Annotated in this window: 16 protein-coding genes; 2 read left to right on the top strand and 14 right to left on the bottom strand. The window is 42.1% G+C overall.

Annotation, left to right across the window (positions count from 1 at the left end; genetic code table 11):
• Positions 1-12 precede the first annotated feature (12 nt).
• The gene (locus NST94_RS07040; RefSeq protein WP_339282132.1) at positions 13-933 is read right to left on the bottom strand and encodes an ABC transporter permease subunit; all 921 of its coding nucleotides are present in this window, start codon (positions 931-933) and stop codon (positions 13-15) included.
• A gap of 465 nt (positions 934-1,398) precedes the next feature.
• On the opposite strand from NST94_RS07040, the gene NST94_RS07035 reads away from it, so the two are divergent.
• On the top strand, positions 1,399-2,436 hold the full coding sequence (locus tag NST94_RS07035; protein ID WP_076185350.1) for a LacI family DNA-binding transcriptional regulator: 1,038 nt from the start codon (positions 1,399-1,401) through the stop codon (positions 2,434-2,436).
• A gap of 102 nt (positions 2,437-2,538) precedes the next feature.
• Here the strand turns inward: NST94_RS07035 and NST94_RS07030 are convergent, their stop codons facing one another.
• From NST94_RS07030 to NST94_RS06995, 8 genes are all read right to left on the bottom strand, one after another.
• A complete protein-coding gene (locus tag NST94_RS07030; protein ID WP_179086319.1) occupies positions 2,539-3,345 on the bottom strand; it encodes an ATP-binding protein in 807 nt (268 codons plus the stop codon).
• A 322-nt stretch (positions 3,346-3,667) separates the two neighbouring features.
• Positions 3,668-5,065 carry an MATE family efflux transporter gene (locus NST94_RS07025; RefSeq protein ID WP_339281816.1) on the bottom strand — a complete coding sequence of 466 codons (1,398 nt, stop codon included), beginning with the start codon at positions 5,063-5,065 and terminating at the stop codon, positions 3,668-3,670.
• A 395-nt stretch (positions 5,066-5,460) separates the two neighbouring features.
• The gene (locus tag NST94_RS07020; RefSeq protein ID WP_076282275.1) at positions 5,461-6,612 is read right to left on the bottom strand and encodes a DUF4163 domain-containing protein; all 1,152 of its coding nucleotides are present in this window, start codon (positions 6,610-6,612) and stop codon (positions 5,461-5,463) included.
• Between the two features lie 115 nt (positions 6,613-6,727).
• Positions 6,728-7,465 (bottom strand): CPBP family intramembrane glutamic endopeptidase, encoded by a 738-nt coding sequence (locus tag NST94_RS07015; protein ID WP_076276587.1) that lies wholly within the window; start codon positions 7,463-7,465, stop codon positions 6,728-6,730.
• Positions 7,466-8,472: 1,007 nt separating this feature from the next.
• A complete protein-coding gene (locus NST94_RS07010) occupies positions 8,473-9,342 on the bottom strand; it encodes a carbohydrate ABC transporter permease (protein WP_076125340.1) in 870 nt (289 codons plus the stop codon).
• Positions 9,339-10,262 carry a sugar ABC transporter permease gene (locus NST94_RS07005; RefSeq protein WP_076125342.1) on the bottom strand — a complete coding sequence of 308 codons (924 nt, stop codon included), beginning with the start codon at positions 10,260-10,262 and terminating at the stop codon, positions 9,339-9,341. Before NST94_RS07005 ends, NST94_RS07010 begins: the two co-directional genes overlap by 4 nt.
• Positions 10,263-10,341: 79 nt before the next feature.
• The gene (locus tag NST94_RS07000) at positions 10,342-11,742 is read right to left on the bottom strand and encodes a sugar ABC transporter substrate-binding protein (protein WP_076302146.1); all 1,401 of its coding nucleotides are present in this window, start codon (positions 11,740-11,742) and stop codon (positions 10,342-10,344) included.
• A gap of 569 nt (positions 11,743-12,311) precedes the next feature.
• Positions 12,312-13,361, bottom strand: coding sequence for an NAD(P)-dependent alcohol dehydrogenase (locus tag NST94_RS06995; RefSeq protein WP_076185356.1), 1,050 nt, complete (start codon positions 13,359-13,361; stop codon positions 12,312-12,314).
• A 120-nt stretch (positions 13,362-13,481) separates the two neighbouring features.
• On the opposite strand from NST94_RS06995, the gene NST94_RS06990 reads away from it, so the two are divergent.
• Positions 13,482-13,898, top strand: a complete 417-nt coding sequence (locus tag NST94_RS06990; protein WP_036675831.1) for a MerR family transcriptional regulator — start codon at positions 13,482-13,484, stop codon at positions 13,896-13,898.
• A 55-nt stretch (positions 13,899-13,953) separates the two neighbouring features.
• Here NST94_RS06990 and NST94_RS06985 read toward each other — a convergent pair whose 3' ends face one another.
• From NST94_RS06985 to NST94_RS06965, 5 genes are all read right to left on the bottom strand, one after another.
• The gene (locus NST94_RS06985; protein ID WP_248547753.1) at positions 13,954-14,613 is read right to left on the bottom strand and encodes a hypothetical protein; all 660 of its coding nucleotides are present in this window, start codon (positions 14,611-14,613) and stop codon (positions 13,954-13,956) included.
• A 279-nt stretch (positions 14,614-14,892) separates the two neighbouring features.
• Positions 14,893-15,369, bottom strand: a complete 477-nt coding sequence (locus NST94_RS06980) for a hypothetical protein (RefSeq protein WP_076141168.1) — start codon at positions 15,367-15,369, stop codon at positions 14,893-14,895.
• Positions 15,370-15,805: 436 nt separating this feature from the next.
• Entirely contained in the window at positions 15,806-16,456 is a 651-nt protein-coding gene (locus NST94_RS06975; RefSeq protein WP_076302147.1) for an ATP-binding cassette domain-containing protein, read from the bottom strand.
• Positions 16,457-16,467: 11 nt separating this feature from the next.
• The gene (locus NST94_RS06970; RefSeq protein ID WP_076302148.1) at positions 16,468-17,445 is read right to left on the bottom strand and encodes a hypothetical protein; all 978 of its coding nucleotides are present in this window, start codon (positions 17,443-17,445) and stop codon (positions 16,468-16,470) included.
• A complete protein-coding gene (locus tag NST94_RS06965; RefSeq protein WP_076125358.1) occupies positions 17,420-18,013 on the bottom strand; it encodes an RNA polymerase sigma factor in 594 nt (197 codons plus the stop codon). Before NST94_RS06965 ends, NST94_RS06970 begins: the two co-directional genes overlap by 26 nt.
• Positions 18,014-18,022 lie beyond the last annotated feature (9 nt).

Genomic DNA, 18,022 nt, shown 5'->3' with positions numbered 1-18,022 from the left:
GTTGCTCCTTTCTTAGTAAAGACCTTCGCCCTCATTCAGTTTCTTCACGGTGAAGTTAACGGTGACGAGCAAGACGATGTTGATGATAGAGTTAAACAACCCTACTGCGGCTGAATAAGCATAATCGCCCGACTGCAAACCAATTTTATAAACGTAAGTCGGAATGATTTCTGAGGTTGGCAAGTTCATCGCCGTTTGCATGAGATAGGCTTTTTCGAAACCAATGGACATAATCCCACCAGCTGCAAAGATAAATACGATAGCCATAATTGGACGAATGGTTGGCAAATCGATATGGCGTATTCTTTGTAGAAGATTAGCGCCGTCAAGATTGGCTGCATTATGTAACTCAGGATCGACATTAGCAAGTGCTGCTACATAAATAATGGATGCCCAACCGGCTCCGGTCCAAATATCAGAAAGAATGTAGATCGAACGGAAGTACTCCGGACGAGACATGAACATGATTGGTTCACCTGTAAGCCACGTAAAAAACTGGTTAATCGGTCCCGTTGGGGACAAGAAGATAAACAACATCCCGACCACAACGACAACAGAAATAAAGTTAGGTGCATACAAGAACAACTGAATGTTCTTTTTGACGCCTGCACGGCGAATTTGATTTAACATCAACGCAAGCAGGATTGGAATTGGAAAACTCAGAATTAATCCGAAAAAACTTAATTTAAGCGTATTCATAAAGATAACTTCGAAGTTGGGGGATGACAGGAATTTCTCGAAGTTGTACAAGCCTACCCATTCACTCCCCATAATCCCTTTGATTGGGCTGAAATCTTTAAAGGCGATAATCGCACCATACATAGGACCGTATTTAAAAATCAGGGTCAGGATCACAGCTGGTGCGAGCAAAATATAAAGAAAGTAGTATTTCTTTAGATAGTCTAGTAAGGAGCTCTTATGTTTGGTCACCATTGTTCTGTGTTCAGCTTCTATTAGGTTTTGCAATGCCTTTACCTCCGTTCTTATCAATGTTTATATCTTGATGCAGTAAGGGCTTTCAATTGGCTTATGTCCTGCTGCTTTTACAATTTACCAAACACTTAATCGTTCGTCAATACATTTTGTAAAAATATTTATGTGCATATGACAAAATATTTTGTTCATAAATGACGCTTTCTATTTTACAAAATTACAAATACAGCCAATTTAAATAGGATTGTATACTTTAAAGTCAACATATTCTCATTAAAACGAAAACAAAACTACTTTTTTTGCACACTTATCCGCCGATAAAATGTAAACTAAATTGTGCATTTGTAAATATAATATTGCTATTTTGAGTAAACTAATATACATTAAAGAGAGTTGGAATCATGCCAAACAGTACACTATTTGTGGCGAAGGTTAAGAACAAGAATATAGAGGTGAAATACATAGATGGCCAGGGAAAAAGTAACCATACAAGACATCGCGGATGCTTTAGGAATCTCCAGAAATACAGCTTCCAAAGCCTTAAATGGAACGAATGGTATACCTGATGAAACCAGAAACAAGGTTATAAAGAAAGCGATAGAGTTAAAATATAAACAATTTGCTTTTATGGACACCGAGAGTGTTCAACCAAGAAATTCTGGAAACATCGCTTTATTAACAGAAAACTTACCTAACACTTCCCACTTTGGATCGAAACTGATCAGTGGCATGGAGAAACGAATCAGTGCAGAAGGATATAATTTATCCATGCACATTATAAGAGACATTGATCAGGAGTCCTTGTCTCTTCCAAATAATTTTGATGTCGCCAATGTAGACGGAATTATTTGTATTGAGTTGTTCAATTCCGAATATAGTAAGCTGATTACAAGTCTAGGCATTCCAACTATTTTCATCGACTGCTCTGCCGATATCTGCTACCCTGAATTCCAAGCAGATGTACTTCTCATGGAAAATGAACACAGCACATATCAACTTACAAAAAAGTTAATTGATGGCGGTTACACATCACTGGGATTCATCGGAGACTATAATCACTGTAGGAGTTTTAATGAAAGATGGGTGGGCTTTAATCGCGCATTGATAGAATCTGGGATTCAGCTTGATCTCTCACAATGTATTCTCGATGACGATCGACTATTTTTTTCGAGTCCGGAGTGGGCAGATGCTAAGCTAAGCCAAATCAATCAGCTTCCTTCTGCTTTCGTGTGTGCTAACGATTATATTGCGGTTACCTTTATGAAGTCACTCAAAAATATGCTTTCCATTCCTAATGACCTCGTCATTTGTGGTTTTGATAATGGTCCTGAATCAAGCATTGTAGAACCCCATCTCACCACTGTTCATATTTATAGTAATCAGATGGGTGTCAAAGCAGCTGAAATGCTACTTTCCCGAATTCATGATCCGAAGCAACCCTATCAGGTTTCTCATATTTATACCAAACTCATCCTAAGAGAATCTACACCTAATATCAGTTGATGAATTTAAAAAGAACCCAAGCGATTAAAAATTCCGTCGCTGGGGTTCTTTTTTTTCGTTGAATTGTTCCAATTACAATTTCCTGTATTTATAATCCCACAATTAGTTCAAGGAAGGATTGTATTCTTCATAAGAAAGAACAATATGCTCACTTTTTAGCAGACAATGCTCTATGATCGCCTTACGTTTCGCTTTCAGGACAATTTGTTCAATATCAGCAAAACTGCAACCGGAAAGACGTTCGCATGTTTCCTCCAGCAGCCCAGCTTCACTTTCAAAGTCATTAATTAACAGTTCGACATATTGACGCCTACTTGATTCATCCGGGTTAGCATAAATCATTTTTGTATCAAACCTTCGCCAAATAGCTCTATCCAGTTCATTTTCTAGGTTCGTCGCTGCTACAAAAATGCTGTTGTCACCAAAATCATCGAGACATTGCAGCAGTGTATTCACCGCACGAGCCATTTCTTTAACCTCGTCATTACTCTCCCGTGTTCTTGCAATGGCATCAAACTCATCCAGGAAAAGAACACAAGGAGATGCTTTGGCATACTCAAATATTTTCCGGATATTACTTCCAGTCTCGCCCAAATGACTGTGAATAATTGCATCAAGTCGAACCAGGATAAGTGGAAGCTCCAGCATTTGAGCCATATAAAATGCCGTCAGTGTTTTCCCTGTGCCCGGTGGACCATACATAACCACTTTATTGGGAATTGGAACTCGATGCTCTTCAAATCTTTCCCTCATACCTAAGATTGTGATGAATTCTTCGACAATCTTTCGATTCATATCGGGTAGGATCAGATGTCTAACCTTTTTGGCACATTCTTTGGGTGTATAATAGGTACCCATATCAATCCCTTTTGCTCTGGGTAGACGTTGATTGGTGCTGCTTTTATTCATTATTTATTGAAGCTCCTTTAAAATGGTTATTTTCAAGAAATCCAAAAGATCCTTTCTGAATCCAGTTCAACCTGCTCTAATTGCCGCTCGAAGTTCTCGTGAGGAACGATAGAGTCCGCTTGTGACCATTCATTATCCACAAATCAATTCAAATACACATTGTTTTTATTCGTAATTATTACGATTTAAAATATCATACTTTCTTTTTGTTTATAATGTCAACCAGTAGCACAAAAAAGAGCCTTTATAATTCCAAGGCTCTTTTAGGGTATATCTATTAAATCGGCCATCCAGGCAAAGCAGAAGTTCCAGCATCTTGCCTTCACATATTGTAAGTCCTGGCTAGCTTGGACTTAGCTCTGAGCCGGGTGAATTCCTTAGTTACCAGGATTACCGTCCACACTACAACCACAGAATCAATTACAAGCGAACCCCAATATACTCCGGAGACGCCTAACCATCTTGGCAAAACAAGCATCACTGGCACATAAAAAACAAGTTGTCTGGTGATGCCGATAACGGCTGCCGGCTTCCCTTTATTAATCGCAGGGAAAAAGGTCATGGCCATAAAAATGAGCGACAATAACGGCAGAACCGCCATGTTCAACCGGAAATATAACATTTCGCTGGTCTTAAAGATTTGATCCGGCAGCATTAGCCCCAGAATGGAAGCCGGCGAGATCATGGAAATTATCCAGAAAGGCAAAGTCAGCAGCATGGAAACGAGGGTGAATATTTTATAGGCTTTGATGGCGCGCTCATACTGTTCTGCTCCAAAATTTATGCCGATGACTGGCTGCAAGGCGCGCATTAATCCGAATATCGGCGTCAACAGGAAGGTGAATACACGAAAAACCACTCCATAAAATGCAATATCTGCTGTAGTCCCGTATCTCGACAGTGCATTAAATACTACAACAGCCTGTACCAGATTCATAAAGTTCATAATGAAAGAGGACATTCCCAGACCAATTATGGATTTGATTGTGGCAGCATCCCGATAGATTGCAAAGACATTCGTTCGGAATGAGGCAAATCCTTTGCCAAAATAAATCCATCCCAGCAAGGTGTAGACCAGCATCCCGATATTTGTAGCCCAGGCAGCACCCTCTACTCCAAAATCCAGCCAGGCTACCAGAATATAATTGGACAATACATCAACTGCCAGTCCAATGCCCATTACCACGGCTGCCGATTTCATTTTCCCTTCGGCACGTACAATCATGTTGGCAGCCAGTCCATAAATCCAGAAAAATGAACCAATCACCGTAATTCTAAAATAGCTGTCTCCAAGAGCCAGAGTTTCCCCTTCTCCTCCCATGATTCGCACCAGCTGTGTAGAGAAAAGCAAACCCAATACCATATAGATAAGCGTTACAAGGATGGACAGATAATTAACATTCCCCATCAAACGCTTCTGCATTTCTTTGTCCTGCCTGCCGAGGGCTAAACTTAAAGCAGAACCGGCACCCACCCCAATCAAGGAGCCCAGTCCCAAGCTGATCTGGGTTAAAGGATAAGCTACCGATACCCCAGCCAGTGCTTCCTCTCCGACAAATCTTCCCACAAATACAGCGGCAATAACCGCATTTAAGCCATAGAGGACCATTGCGATGATAGCGGGCCATGATAACTGGACCATAATATTCCAAAGATTACCGTTGAGAATAAAATGCGTCTGCTTGTCTTTGCTGTTGTTTATCTGTGTTACTGTGTTCATAATATGAATTTTCTCTCCTTCTTTTGACTGAATATGCAAAGTCCTCGTTCAAAAATTATACGGGACTCCTTGCATTAACTAGTCTATAAGACATGTTGGCTAGCAACTACCGCAAAAAGGATTGTTTCTATCTCATATAGGATTTTATCTTTGAATTTATATAAATTCCTCCGGAATAGCCCCCTCTCATTTCCATTCCTATTAAAAAACTGCAGCAGGAGTGGTCGCGGCTCCGCAAGTTTCCGGTACATGGTCAATTTTGAATGCTAGGCAATCATTTAGTCCCCCCTACTAACTCAACAAAAAAAGCAACTTCCCAGTTGGCAAGTTGCTTTTAAAAAACTCTTTTGTGATAAAGTAACGATGAAAAAAAACGATTGAAGTCAAAAACCGACCTAATAAGCAGCGAACGGATCCGCATTATTCGAAAGGAACTGAGCCCATGTGAATTTGAATTCAGGACTGCCTACAACACTTTCTGCTATATCACCTGGAACAAAAAACACAGTGAATCCTGCATTAGTCAAGTAGAAGTTATCCAGGTATGCATTAGAATCTTTAGTTAACTTATTGAACAGGTCAATAGAGTAGATAGAAGACTCAGTACCTTTTTGGACTTGTTCTTGAAGTGATTTCTTAATAACCTGACTGTAATTGCTGTTGGATTTCAGCAAATCTCCCAGCTTCATTGTCGTACCATCCTGCAGAGAGTAAGTAAGACCTGTTTGTGAGCCGCCTCCATGAGCTCCGCCGAGGTATTGATAATTGGTAAGCAGGAAGCTAATCACTCCATTTTGATTGTAAGTCACCTTGTAGGCCAGTTCGAAATCGTATGTCGCTCCTTCCGCTGGAGCACCAGACTTAGCCAGTTGTTTTTCCGAGGCATCTAGAAACTTCTGTGCCTGAGCTTTCACCGCTTTATTAATTGCCGCTTCGGCATTTTGATTCGCAAGCTGCGATACAACTGGATATACGATATTGATGGTTACATCCTTATGGGAATTAGAAGACTGGAGTTTACCGGCAGTTATAGTCAGTTCATTCATTCCTGCATTCGTGATATTGACAGTACGGGTTTGTCCGTTCCATTGGGCCAAATATCCGAAAGGTTCAACCAAGGCTTGCACTGCAACAAAAGAAGTTCCTCCGATTACCTGAGCTTCATATCTTTGTCCCAGACCGCTTCCATTTAACTTTACAAGTGCACTGTCGATATCCAATGAATAATTTACAGTATTCTCTCCCAGGGTAAGCTCTACACTATGATTTTTGTTATCGTATTTAACAGCTGCGCCTAATGCTTGCGCTGCGTCTTTAAGCGGAATGAGTGTATTACCTAATGGGCTTAGGAAAGCCTGAGTCCCGATTGCTTTACCTTTAACCTGAACATTCACCCTTGAGGTTATTGTTGCAGTAGTGGATGCAGCATGAACTGATCCGACAGACACGGGTAAAGCCGCCGCTGTGCCAACTGCAGCCAGTGCTGCTGACAATAGAAGTACGGACATCCGCTTTTTAGTTGTGAATTTTTTAACTTGAGTTTCCATTTTTGAAGATCTCCTTTTAGTCATTTTCTTACTATCACACTATAATCCCGTCATTTCCCGGATGGTTTACAGTATTTTCAGAAAAAGATTACAATTTTTACATGGAATTCGCTAATCAATGATGCATTGAAACCATTAAGGCAAATCCAAAAAGTGTCCAGTCATTTAGCACATGCACTATAAACGATGTCCAAATGTTTTTAGTCTTAATGTATGGATAGAGCAGAACAATCCGTACAATGCCGATACCGAGAATGGCTTGTGCAATATTCCAATTATAAGTTGGTAAATGGTATGCGCCAAAAATAATGGATACTACAATCCACGCTAAGATAATCGCAGACTTTCTGTTCAGTTTAAGTTTTTTTACTCCTAAGTACAAAATGACTAAGAATGGAAGGATCGTTATTAATTCTTCTCCAAAAAGCATCGGGAGCATTGTCAGGAACGTCGTAATTGTATCGGAAAAATTACCATTGAATCCTTCACTCACTGGATTTGCACTAAAATTAAATAATTTCGTAATAATAAAACCAACACCATAGGTCACAATAAGATTTACAATGTACGTCCCAAGAATTAATATAATATCTTTAGCAACTAATTTTCTGAAAAGTAATGTCCACTGACTCCGTGCAACAAAGATAACTGCTGCTAATGGGAAAATCACATTTATAAAAGGATGTCCATAAGTACCTCCAAACCCAATAAGAAACAATGCAAAACCTGCAGCAACAGCTATCAGAAATATTAGGCTGGTTTTCAAATTTAGAGTAGGGGATTGCAGTTCACTGTAGAATGGAAAATCATCATTTTTACGCTCAAATCTAAAAAAATTACTTTTACTCATCATTAATCAAATCCTTCCTGAAAATAATGAAAAGCTATACTCTCTGAATACTAAAACCAATGATGCGGAGAATAGAAATACAGTCAGCTGTTTTTTGTACTATCACACTATACCCCCATTTTTTTCTGAAACATTTACAAAATTTTCAGAAAAAAATTACAATATTTACACAAGTTTTAAATAAACTGAAATTAATTCATCGCTTAATTTTGCAAATTCATGAAAATGTTTTAAAAAAATGAATCTATTTCAGAAATAATTATGTTGTTTTGATAAAATAGACAGGTAATAATAGAATAAACAGTTCCCTTGTTAAAAAACTAAAAAGCGAGGTTTACCAATGTTATGGACCTGAAGCTGTTAAAAAAAATTAAAACGATAAATTTCTTCACATTCTTCTTTTTTTGGACTGTCATCTTTTTTGCTCTTGCGGATAAGCCACCACCTGCTGGTTTCTATGGGCTTATTGCCCTATTATTAGTTTATGGTATTTTACTTATTATCTATTTAAATGATTTTATTGAAAGCTTGATTAAGAAGCGAAGAGGAGTTTTTCTACTCAATTTGTTATATTTCTCCTTGGGAGGTTTTGCTTTCAGTCTCATTCTTTCAATTATTGTCATTAATCTTGTTTCAAATGTAGAAAATGAAGGATATCTAATCTCGGCATTCAGTTCAACCGTAATAGGATTCCTTAACGGGTTATGTTTTTATTTTTTCAACAAGCTGCTTGTGAAGAGGTACAACCTAATGATTGAGCAGAACCGCTCTGAATAAATAAAAAAGCCGAATTAGCTAAAGAATGACGTATCGTCAAAAAGCAACTTATCCGCAGATAAGTTGCTTCTTTATCATGTTCGCCTTATAGAACTCATGATACAGCTTCGGAGCCAAGGATATCGATAAGTGCATCAGGATTTCGTTTTCAATACAATGACCAGTGTTATTTTGAAGTGGCATACAAGAAAATGATGAGGCTCTGTAATTTAACGGATGGGTGTACATTGGAGCTAATTTTTCAGTCCTGTCAACGTGATTCCTTCTACGAAATATTTTTGACCAATCAGATAAAAAATGACGCCCGGCGCAAAGGACATACACGTAGCCGCCATCGTAAGCGACCAGTCCTGCTTTAGTTGGCCTCTAAAGGCGGTTAGTCCCAAGGCTATCGTATACTTATCGCTTGAGTTTATGTAAATCATCTGTTGAAGTAGATCATTCCATAAACCAATAAAGATAAATAATGCGACGACGATCATCGCAGATTTAATGGCCGGCATAATAATGCTGAACAAAATGCGGTAATATCCAGCGCCATCGATCGTTGCTGCTTGATCAAGCTCTCTCGGAATAGACATGATAAACTGCCTAATCAAAAAGATATTAAAAGCCCCGCCACCACAGAAATAAGGCAAAATCAACGGCAGATAGCTGTCATGAATTCCTAAGCCTCTCGTCCACCCAATATATAGCGGAATAAGTGTAACCATGGCAGGTAGAAGCATCGAACCGACACAAAGAGCCCAAATCAATTTTTTGCCCCGAAAACGCAGTCTTGCAAAGGCATAACCGCATAAAGTCGCTGTAAAGGTTCCTGCCAAACAGGCGGGTACAATAATAATCATAGTATTCCATAAATATTTCCAAAACTTAAAGATCTCTAGCGTTTCTGCATAGTTTGAAAACAACCAATTTCCTGGCAGCAGTGAAGGCGGATATTGGTATATCTCGGCATTCGACATGAGCGACGTGCGAAATATCCACCAGATTGGAAAGAGCACGAGTATAGTAAAAAAAATAACAACGACAAACGAGATCAGGTTCATCCATTGATTATTACGTTTTTTGCTCTTTAATCTTCCGTATGAGGCTACACTCATTTGTCATCGCCTCCTTCATTAAAGATCCATAGGTTGGAGGTTTTGAATAATACACCAGTAAAGCCTGCAAGAATAACAAAAATAACGGCTGTTGTCGCACAAGCATACCCCAATTTATAATTTACAAAAGCTTGATCATACATCAGATAAGTTAAAAAGCGTGAAGAATTACCCGGGCCGCCATTCGTTAATGAAAGAGCCGGCGTAACAATTTGGAGATTGGCAATCAAGCTCATTAGCAAATTGTAAAAGATAATGGGCGACATGCACGGTAAAGTGATATGCAAGAATCGTTTCCATCCATTCGCACCATCCATTTCAGCCGCTTCATGGTAGACGACCGGAACATTTTGCAGCCCAGCTAAGAAAATAACAATTAAGTTACCTGACAGCCAAACCGAAATCAAGGATAGGGATGGAATGACATAGCTGGAATCCGCGATAAAAGAAACTTTGTTCAAACCCATCTCAGAGAGAATAAAGTTAAAAAATCCAAAATTAGCTTCGTATAACCAGGACCATCCTACATATATTGCGGCTGCCGGCAAAACGTACGGTACATAGAACACAGCCCGGAAAAACCCTCTTGCCGGAATTTTACGATTCAGTAGCATCGCAATAAAAAGTGAATAAATCATGCCTCCAACTACCGATAAGACGGCAAAGTAGACCGTAGCGATAATCGAATCTTTAATATAAGGATCAGTGGTAAATAGATTAATATAATTCTCGAAGCCAACAAATTTGGGGTCTGAAAGTCCCGTCCAATTCGTTAAGCTGATCCCGAGCACCCCAATAAGAGGTAGATACGTTAAAAAGATCAGCCCAATGAAGGCAGGGATCAATAATATATACGCGGCTCGTGCCTCACCTGCATGAATACGTGAACGACGTTTCGGAGATTTATTAATCATTTCCATCTCTATCTCCCCACCTGAAGATCATAATATGGCCGCCGCGTGTGTGAGCTTGGCAGCGGCCAGTCTTTTACGAACTTTACTAATTGCCTGAATGGGCTGCTTTCAACGCATCGAGATTTTTAGAAATAGCATCCTTAGCGGTCGTCTTTCCAGTCCATACATCCCCTAGAACCGACCCGAGCAAGGTGTTAAACTCTGTCGTATGATTCGTATAGAACCACGCTGCGGGCTTCACAGCAGGTGATTGCGCATAGTCGACTACTGCAGATTTATATTCGTCATAAACAGGGAAGTTAGGATTTTCGACCCATTTACGGGTAAGGGTCTCATCCGTGTACCACTTCTCCAGCGTCGGCATCCAGATCCCCGAGCTAATGAGGCCCCAGTTATTTTCTTCTGAGTTGTACCATTTCAGCCATTCCATCGCTTCTTTTGGATGCTTAGTCTGGGAGAAGACGACATTGGCGCCACCCGTGTTGAGGGTAACCTTTTCCTTCATGTAAGGCAATACTGCAACGCCATAGTTCAAGCCTTCATTCTTGGCCGTATTCAGACTAGTTCCCACGTTCCACGCACCGTTAGTAGCCATGGCAACAGTTCCCGCGATGATGGTTCGTTGAATGCCATCATCAGTCTGTCCGACAGACAACGGAGCAACATGATCCTTCAAGTAAAGATCTGCAACCTTCTGAATTCCCTCTATACTGGCGTCTTCTCCAATTCTCACCTCAGTCCCATCACCCGAATAGAACCCTCCACCATTACCAAGCGCCCAGGTCTCAAGCTGCCATGGTAAGTTTTCAACGGATGCGCCAAACTGTACGATACTCTGCTCATTAAAGCCACTCTCATCAGGATGTTTACCATTTTTATCAAGGGTCAGCTTCTTTGCTGTTGTTACAAATTCGTCCCATGTCCACGCTTTGTCTAAAGCGGCTGGGGGATAGGGTACATTGGCCGTGTCAAACATATCTTTGTTGTAATAGAGGAGTAAGATTTCATTGGCAGCCGCGTAGGCTACGGTTTTCCCTTGATATTTGTAGGCTAAGCTATCCAGTGGTTTGCTGTCGCTTCCTTCGTACATTGTATTTACATCATTCAGCATGCCTTGGGTAGACCACTGAACGACCCCATCTTCTCTGAGCATCCCTGTATCAGGCAATTGCTCTGCCGTAGCCATTGTATTCAGCTTAGTCATGTAGTTTTCCCAAGGAATTGCTTGTACTTCTACTTCAATTCTGTCTTGAGAAGCATTAAACTTATCCGCCACTCCCTGGGTTACATTTCCCTCTTCCGCACTTCCCCACATCGAATAGATAATCTTGACCTTCTCCTCAGGCTTGGAGGTTGCGTTCTCAGATGCTTTGGGTGCATCAGATGCCTTGGTTGCTGTGTTTGTCTCGTCTTTCGCGCAGCCAATGACACTTAACGCTAGTGCAGTTGAAAGAATACCTACCCCGAATGCTTTACCTACTTTCATTTCCCTCTCCCCCTTCATAATTACATAGATATGTCTAACCGTTTGACCCCTTAAGTTATTGAGTTAAACGTTTAGTACCAACTTTTTTAATAATTTCAACCTTTGCTTGGAATCCGCAATTTCGGCCAGCAGATACGACTTTTAATATCGTAAATATTTTCAAAAAGTGGTATAGAGTCTTCATGAACTTGGGATGTTTTAATGAAGTAAGCGCTTTATTATTATTGTGTCATGATTTTCTATTAGGGAAAATAGCATTTTTCAACCTGATTTTTAAAAATTCCAACCTTTAAAGAATCATCTTTTTCATAAAAACGGCAGAATCAGCTGAACCAAAATATTCAATTGCAGTAACGACAATAAGCAGAGCCGTCCTCCTACCCCAATGGTAGAAGCACTGCTCTGCCTATTTAGCATTTATACACATATGCTGCTGTATGCAACAACGCCTTTTTTCTCTTCTCGAAACATAACTGCGTGAGATTTCCAGCTCCTTAGCAAATTCCCGCTATGTTATCGAATTTCTTGAGGTTGTGGCCACGAACCGAGGTCAAGAATGAAGGCGTCTCTTATTCGTTCCCCATCGTGCTGATGTCGATGACAAACCGGTAACGGACATCTGAAGCAAGCACACGCTCCCAGGCTTCATCAATCCGGTCAGCAGAAATGACCTCGATTTCAGAAGCAATATTATGTTCAGCGCAGAAATTAAGCATTTCCTGCGTTTCACGGATTCCGCCAATCATCGATCCGGCAAACGAACGGCGGTGGCCGATCAGCGAGAATACGTTAACTGCCAATGGATCAGCGGGCGCACCAACATTGACTAATGTACCATCCAATGCCAGAAGTGAAAGATAGGCATCAATATTAATTTGTGCGCTTACTGTATTCACAATAAGATCGAATGAACCGGCAAGCTGCTTAAATGTCTCCGGATCGCTGGTCGCATAATAATGATCCGCTCCTAATTGCAATCCGTCTTCCTTCTTCTTCAGTGACTGTGATAACACAGTAACCTCAGCTCCCATGGCATGAGCAATCTTCACAGCCATGTGTCCAAGCCCGCCAAGACCCACTACAGCTACTTTTTTGCCGGGAGCGGCTCCCCAATGGCGCAGCGGTGAATAGGTGGTGATTCCTGCACACAAAAGCGGTGCAGCCGCGTCAAGCGGAATAGCATCAGGAATCCGGACCACGAAGTCTTCTGTTACAACGATGTGCGTGGAATATCCGCCCTGAGTATAGTGACCGTGCCGGTCGATAGCTCCATAGGTGCCCGTATTTCCACTCAGGCAATACTGCTCCTCACCTTTTTGGCAATTACTGCACTCTCCACAGGAGTCAACCATACAACCTACCCCTACACGATCGCCAACTGCGTACTTTGTAACTTCGGAACCGACCTGGCTGACAATACCGGCGATCTCATGCCCTGGAACAAGTGGATACTTAACCGGTCCCCACTCCCCGCGGGCTGTATGAATATCCGAGTGGCAAATGCCAGCGTATTTAATCTCAATAAGAACATCGTGCGGCTGCAGATTCCGGCGTTCAATTGTAGTTAGCTTGAACGGGCCTTCCTGACTGAATGTAGCACGTGCATTAACCTTTATCATAGTGAAACCTCTCTTCTAGTTAATATAAAAAACTGTAACGCCGACTTTACAAAACCTATGTTATTACTTAAAGTTAACTCTAAGTCAAGCACAAAATATAATTAAGACTGGAGATAGATGATGAAGACATACTCCATTAGTGAAGTTGCAGAATATTTTAATATGACATCACATACCCTGCGTTACTATGACAAGGAGGGGCTTTTGCCTTTTATAGAAAGAACCCCCAGCGGGAAACGCGTTTTCAAAGAAACGGATATGGATGCTTTAAAAGTAATTGAATGCCTGAAGTCATCCGGGATGCCGATTAAGGAAATAAAACATTTCATTGAGTGGTGCTCTGAAGGGGACTCCACCTTGCAGCAGAGATATGACATGTTCCTGGAGCGAAAAGCTTCCGTAGAAGCACAGATGGAAGAATTAAGAAAAACGATGGAAGTCATAGAACATAAATGCTTCTACTACAAGACCGCCTTGGATAGCGGCACGGAAGATGTTCATAAAAAAAATAACATTAAGAGTGCATTTACTCATTAAAAATGGACCTTCAAATTACAGTAAAGGCGGGGCAGATTGATCTGCCCCGCCTTTCTTAATTTGGACGCTTTTTTGCCAGCAGCTTCTCCGTAAAATTCACATCAAAAAAATGAATAATGGGTCCCAAACCAAGTGCGGACACTAGAGTTCCTAAGCCTATAACGCCTCCTGCCAGGAAGCAAATCAAAGCACAAAGAGCATCCGTAAACATCCGGTGCCAAAAATAAGATATTTTCGGGACGTTATCCCTCATAATCAGGGACAGGCTGTCGTAAGGAGCGACTCCCACAGCCGATGTCTGATACAGGGATACCCCAAAACTGCATACCACCACGCCAATCGCTACGACGACCACCCGCTGCCATAACAGCTGAGGTTCGCCTAACAGAGATAGCCAAGTACTATGAAAGAACGTAGCGATATACCCCAAAAAGATTGCGTTTACAAAAGTCCCTGCTCCAATATACCTTCGTCCGGTGATGAATTCGATTACAAACAATACCAGGTTCAGCAAGATCAGAAAATTTGCATATGTTATACCCACGCACTCTGCAAGTGCCATCACCATGCCGCTAAAGGGATCATTCCCCATGCCGGACAGCTTAAAAATACTAATTCCCATGCCCAGAAATACATTGCCGATAACCATAATAATCAATCTTTTTTTATCCACGTTATAAAGATAACCCTTCATATTGCCCATCCTATTTTTCATATTAAAATTGCACCTTACAACAACCACGTCATTATATCATATATTCTATTGTTTGACGGTTATCTTTATTGATAGTATTCAATGATTTGGATAAGCAGATCGGTCAGGACTATATTGTTTTGATGGGAACTGAAAAAAACAAAAGCAACCCGTCCGCAGATAAGTCGCCTTTGTAAAACTTTAGTGTTAACGGATCTAACTTATGACTTTAAGCTCAGCGCTTAGCCTTTTAAAAATGATGATAAAGCTTCATAAGAGTATATTTCATTCCACCGGGTTCTATAAGTTAATTTCAGACTTCTCTACTTCATGCCATTGAAAAAGCATTAACACAGGAGGAATATAAATTGGCTGGCCCCAGCAATAAATCAAATCAGGTGTCAAATTCGCAAGCCATAGCTCCCCATTCTCATCTAGTTGCATTCTCCACTTTCCGCTGGCAACAACTTTTTCCTGCTCCATAAGGAAACGAGCCTCATCATATGAAACTTCAATTCCTTTATTGCGCTCTATGAAATCAAGGGCAGCTTGGTAATTACGTTCTTGCTCTTCTTCTTTTTCTGCAGTAAAAGCTGAATCGTATACCTCTGAGAAATCTAAGCCCTTAAGGTCATGGAGTTCCACTAGTTGTTTAAATGCGTCCGTTACAAAAAATTGAACGATAGCTGTTTCCTTTATTTTGAACAGTCTATAATCAACACTATCAATTACATTTGTGGTGTTAAGCAAAAACAACATCAAATCAGGATGAGCCAAGGGAAGTGTTTCGTCTTCTTCCGCAACAATTGGCTATCCGTAAATATCTCGAAAAATCATTGTACTTCCCCTTATTCTTGGTGTGCATGATTCTGGGTTCTCCTCCTTTTTTTCTCTGTATGATTGTACTGACAATAAGGTACCAAAAAATCTCCATTCAAAGAGAAAATCACGCCATTGATTCCATCGGCTGGTTCGCCAATTATTGATATTATCCCAACACTACCCAAGCAATCTGTCACTTCTCATTATTTTATTTGTGTTCAAAACTCCCCGTTCTTTGCCAATGATAAGAGTAGAAGAGTCTCCATTGCCAGCCAGCTAGAGGCCGACTCTATCCACCCCTTCAGCAAATGGTTCAAACAAATGTCTGGCTATCCGCCAGGCAAGTTTCGCAGCCGCAGCAGGATGATTTAATATAGAAAACGGCGCTGCATCAGTGCAGCGCCGCTGTACCATTTTCAAGTTTGATCACAGCATCCAACCAACCTCCCTGTAGGCCCTCCAAAGCGCCTGAAAAGATTGCAACTGTGCCAGGTGTCATTTCGTACAACGTGTCTAGCAGCAGGAAACGAATCTCGATATCCATGCCATAGAGAGGCTCATCCAGCAGCAGAAACCATGGATCAGCAAGCATCGCCTGAGCAATCATAAGCCGTTGCTTGTTGCCGCCTGACAACCGCTGAATGGGCGTTTTCCACTCGGCAGTAAGCCCGAGCCGTTCACATAGCTCACGAGATCGTTCCTCAATGGTTGCCCGTGGCATCAGCTTCATCTCACCCACATAACGCATGTATGCCTCGACGTTCATATTGTCATAGTACGCTGTCTGCTGTGGCTTGTAGCCCAGATAAGACTTGAAAGCATTCCCTGACAACGTCACGCCATGAAGCTGATAGGTAATCAGGCCGCGTACAGGCTGGTATAGACCAGCTATCGCTTTGAGCAATGCTGTTTTCCCACTGCCATTGGCGCCCTCCAGACCATACCAGCCTGGCGGCAAAGCCAGATTCACATCCCCTAGCAGCAGGTGACCATTATCTGCAAGAAGTTCAACCGCGGTAAGTTTTAGCTCAGCTCCTCGCACCACCCTCCCTCCTATCCATATTGCTTGTAATAATGCCGATGGCGCAGCAAAATACTTGTTATAACACCCAGCGCTATTGCCAGACTAACAGCAACAAGCTTGCTTGCAAGCCAGTGTTCGGACCCGTATTCGCTGAACAATTGAAATACGCCAAGCCTCTCGCCAGCGGAAAACTGGATGACGCCCACTGCGAGGACAACCGCGGTACCAGGCCATGTCCCGAAACGTAGCATTGCAGCCAGCGCTGCAAAAGCGCTCAGGCAGATCGGCAGTAATAGATCTGTGATCAGTAAAGTAGTGTTAGATCCGAATTCACCGCTGGTACCCGTCATAACGAGTATTCCATAAAACAACAGCGCTAGAAGGAGGTCATATAGCAGTATGGTTCCTATTCTGGCTACCATAAGCTGTACGGGTGTAACAGGAAAGGTCGCCTCAACCTCACTCATTGGCGTATGCATGGATCGGAGTGAATAGGCCACACTGGCTACAGGAAGCAACAGAATCGTAAATAAAAATACATCCGGCTTGGCAGAGCTACTGAACCATTCACTTGCTACCAGCCCCTCAACGACTGCTCCTATGCCAATCATAAGCGCTGATGTAAGCCAAAACAGCCAATGCATCGTCCTTACCTGAGCTGCCATGCGTTGCATAAGCCTTACTGGTAAAGATATAGCGACAGTTGCTTGCCGCCCAGGCCTGTCATGTCTTGCCACTCGCTTGGAAGAGGGTACAGCAACCGCCCACTCAGGCTGTGTGGCATATGTGGCGGCAAGCGCCAGCAGAGATTCCGTCTGCTGGCCGCTGGGACCATCGACGGTATAGCGATCCAGTTGGCTGAATACGGCTCCGATCTGGTCATGCTCCCATCGATCCGCTGCTGCTTCACCCTTTTCCTCTAGTTGCCGCTGCTCTTGCAATTCCCTGTGCAGTTGACTGTCGCGACTAGCCTTATCGGCGCTACCGGCTCCGGATATGTAACTCATCCTGATCCTCCCCTTTCTGCAATGTATGGGCCAGTCGCCTGAACGCCCGATACAGCTTGGACTTGACCGTTCCAAGCGGCAGTTCCAGCAACTCGGCTATTTCATCCAGCTTGAGCTCCTCATAAAAACGCAAAATAACAATTTGACGCTCCTCCTCAGGCAAAGCGCCAAGGGCAGCAATGACTGCTTCACGCTCATATTGCTTGTCTAAAAAAGACGCTACCGTATCCTTACCGCCATCTGCCGCATCATACACTCCGGTATCCTTAGCCGCTACTTCATAACGATAAGCTCCGGACTTCCATACATCACGGCACAGGTTCGTCGCAATTCGATAAATCCATGGTCGAAACCGTTCAGGCAACCGACCAGCTTGCAAAGCCGTGAATACTCTGACAAAACACTCTTGCACCAAATCTTCTGCGAGCTGACGCTTGCTGGTCAGTCGGTATAAATACGCATAGATGGTCTGATGATACCGATAGACGAACAACTCCAGCACGGCTGTATTCCCTTGCTTGTATTGCTCGAGCAGTTGCTCATCCGTAACAACAGCCCTGCTGTTCACTTGACTCTC

This window comes from Paenibacillus sp. FSL H8-0282 (genome assembly GCF_037963825.1).
Lineage (GTDB): Bacteria > Bacillota > Bacilli > Paenibacillales > Paenibacillaceae > Paenibacillus_AQ > Paenibacillus_AQ odorifer.
Note: the sequence above shows the minus strand (reverse complement) of the source record. Positions and strands in the feature narration are given on the sequence as shown.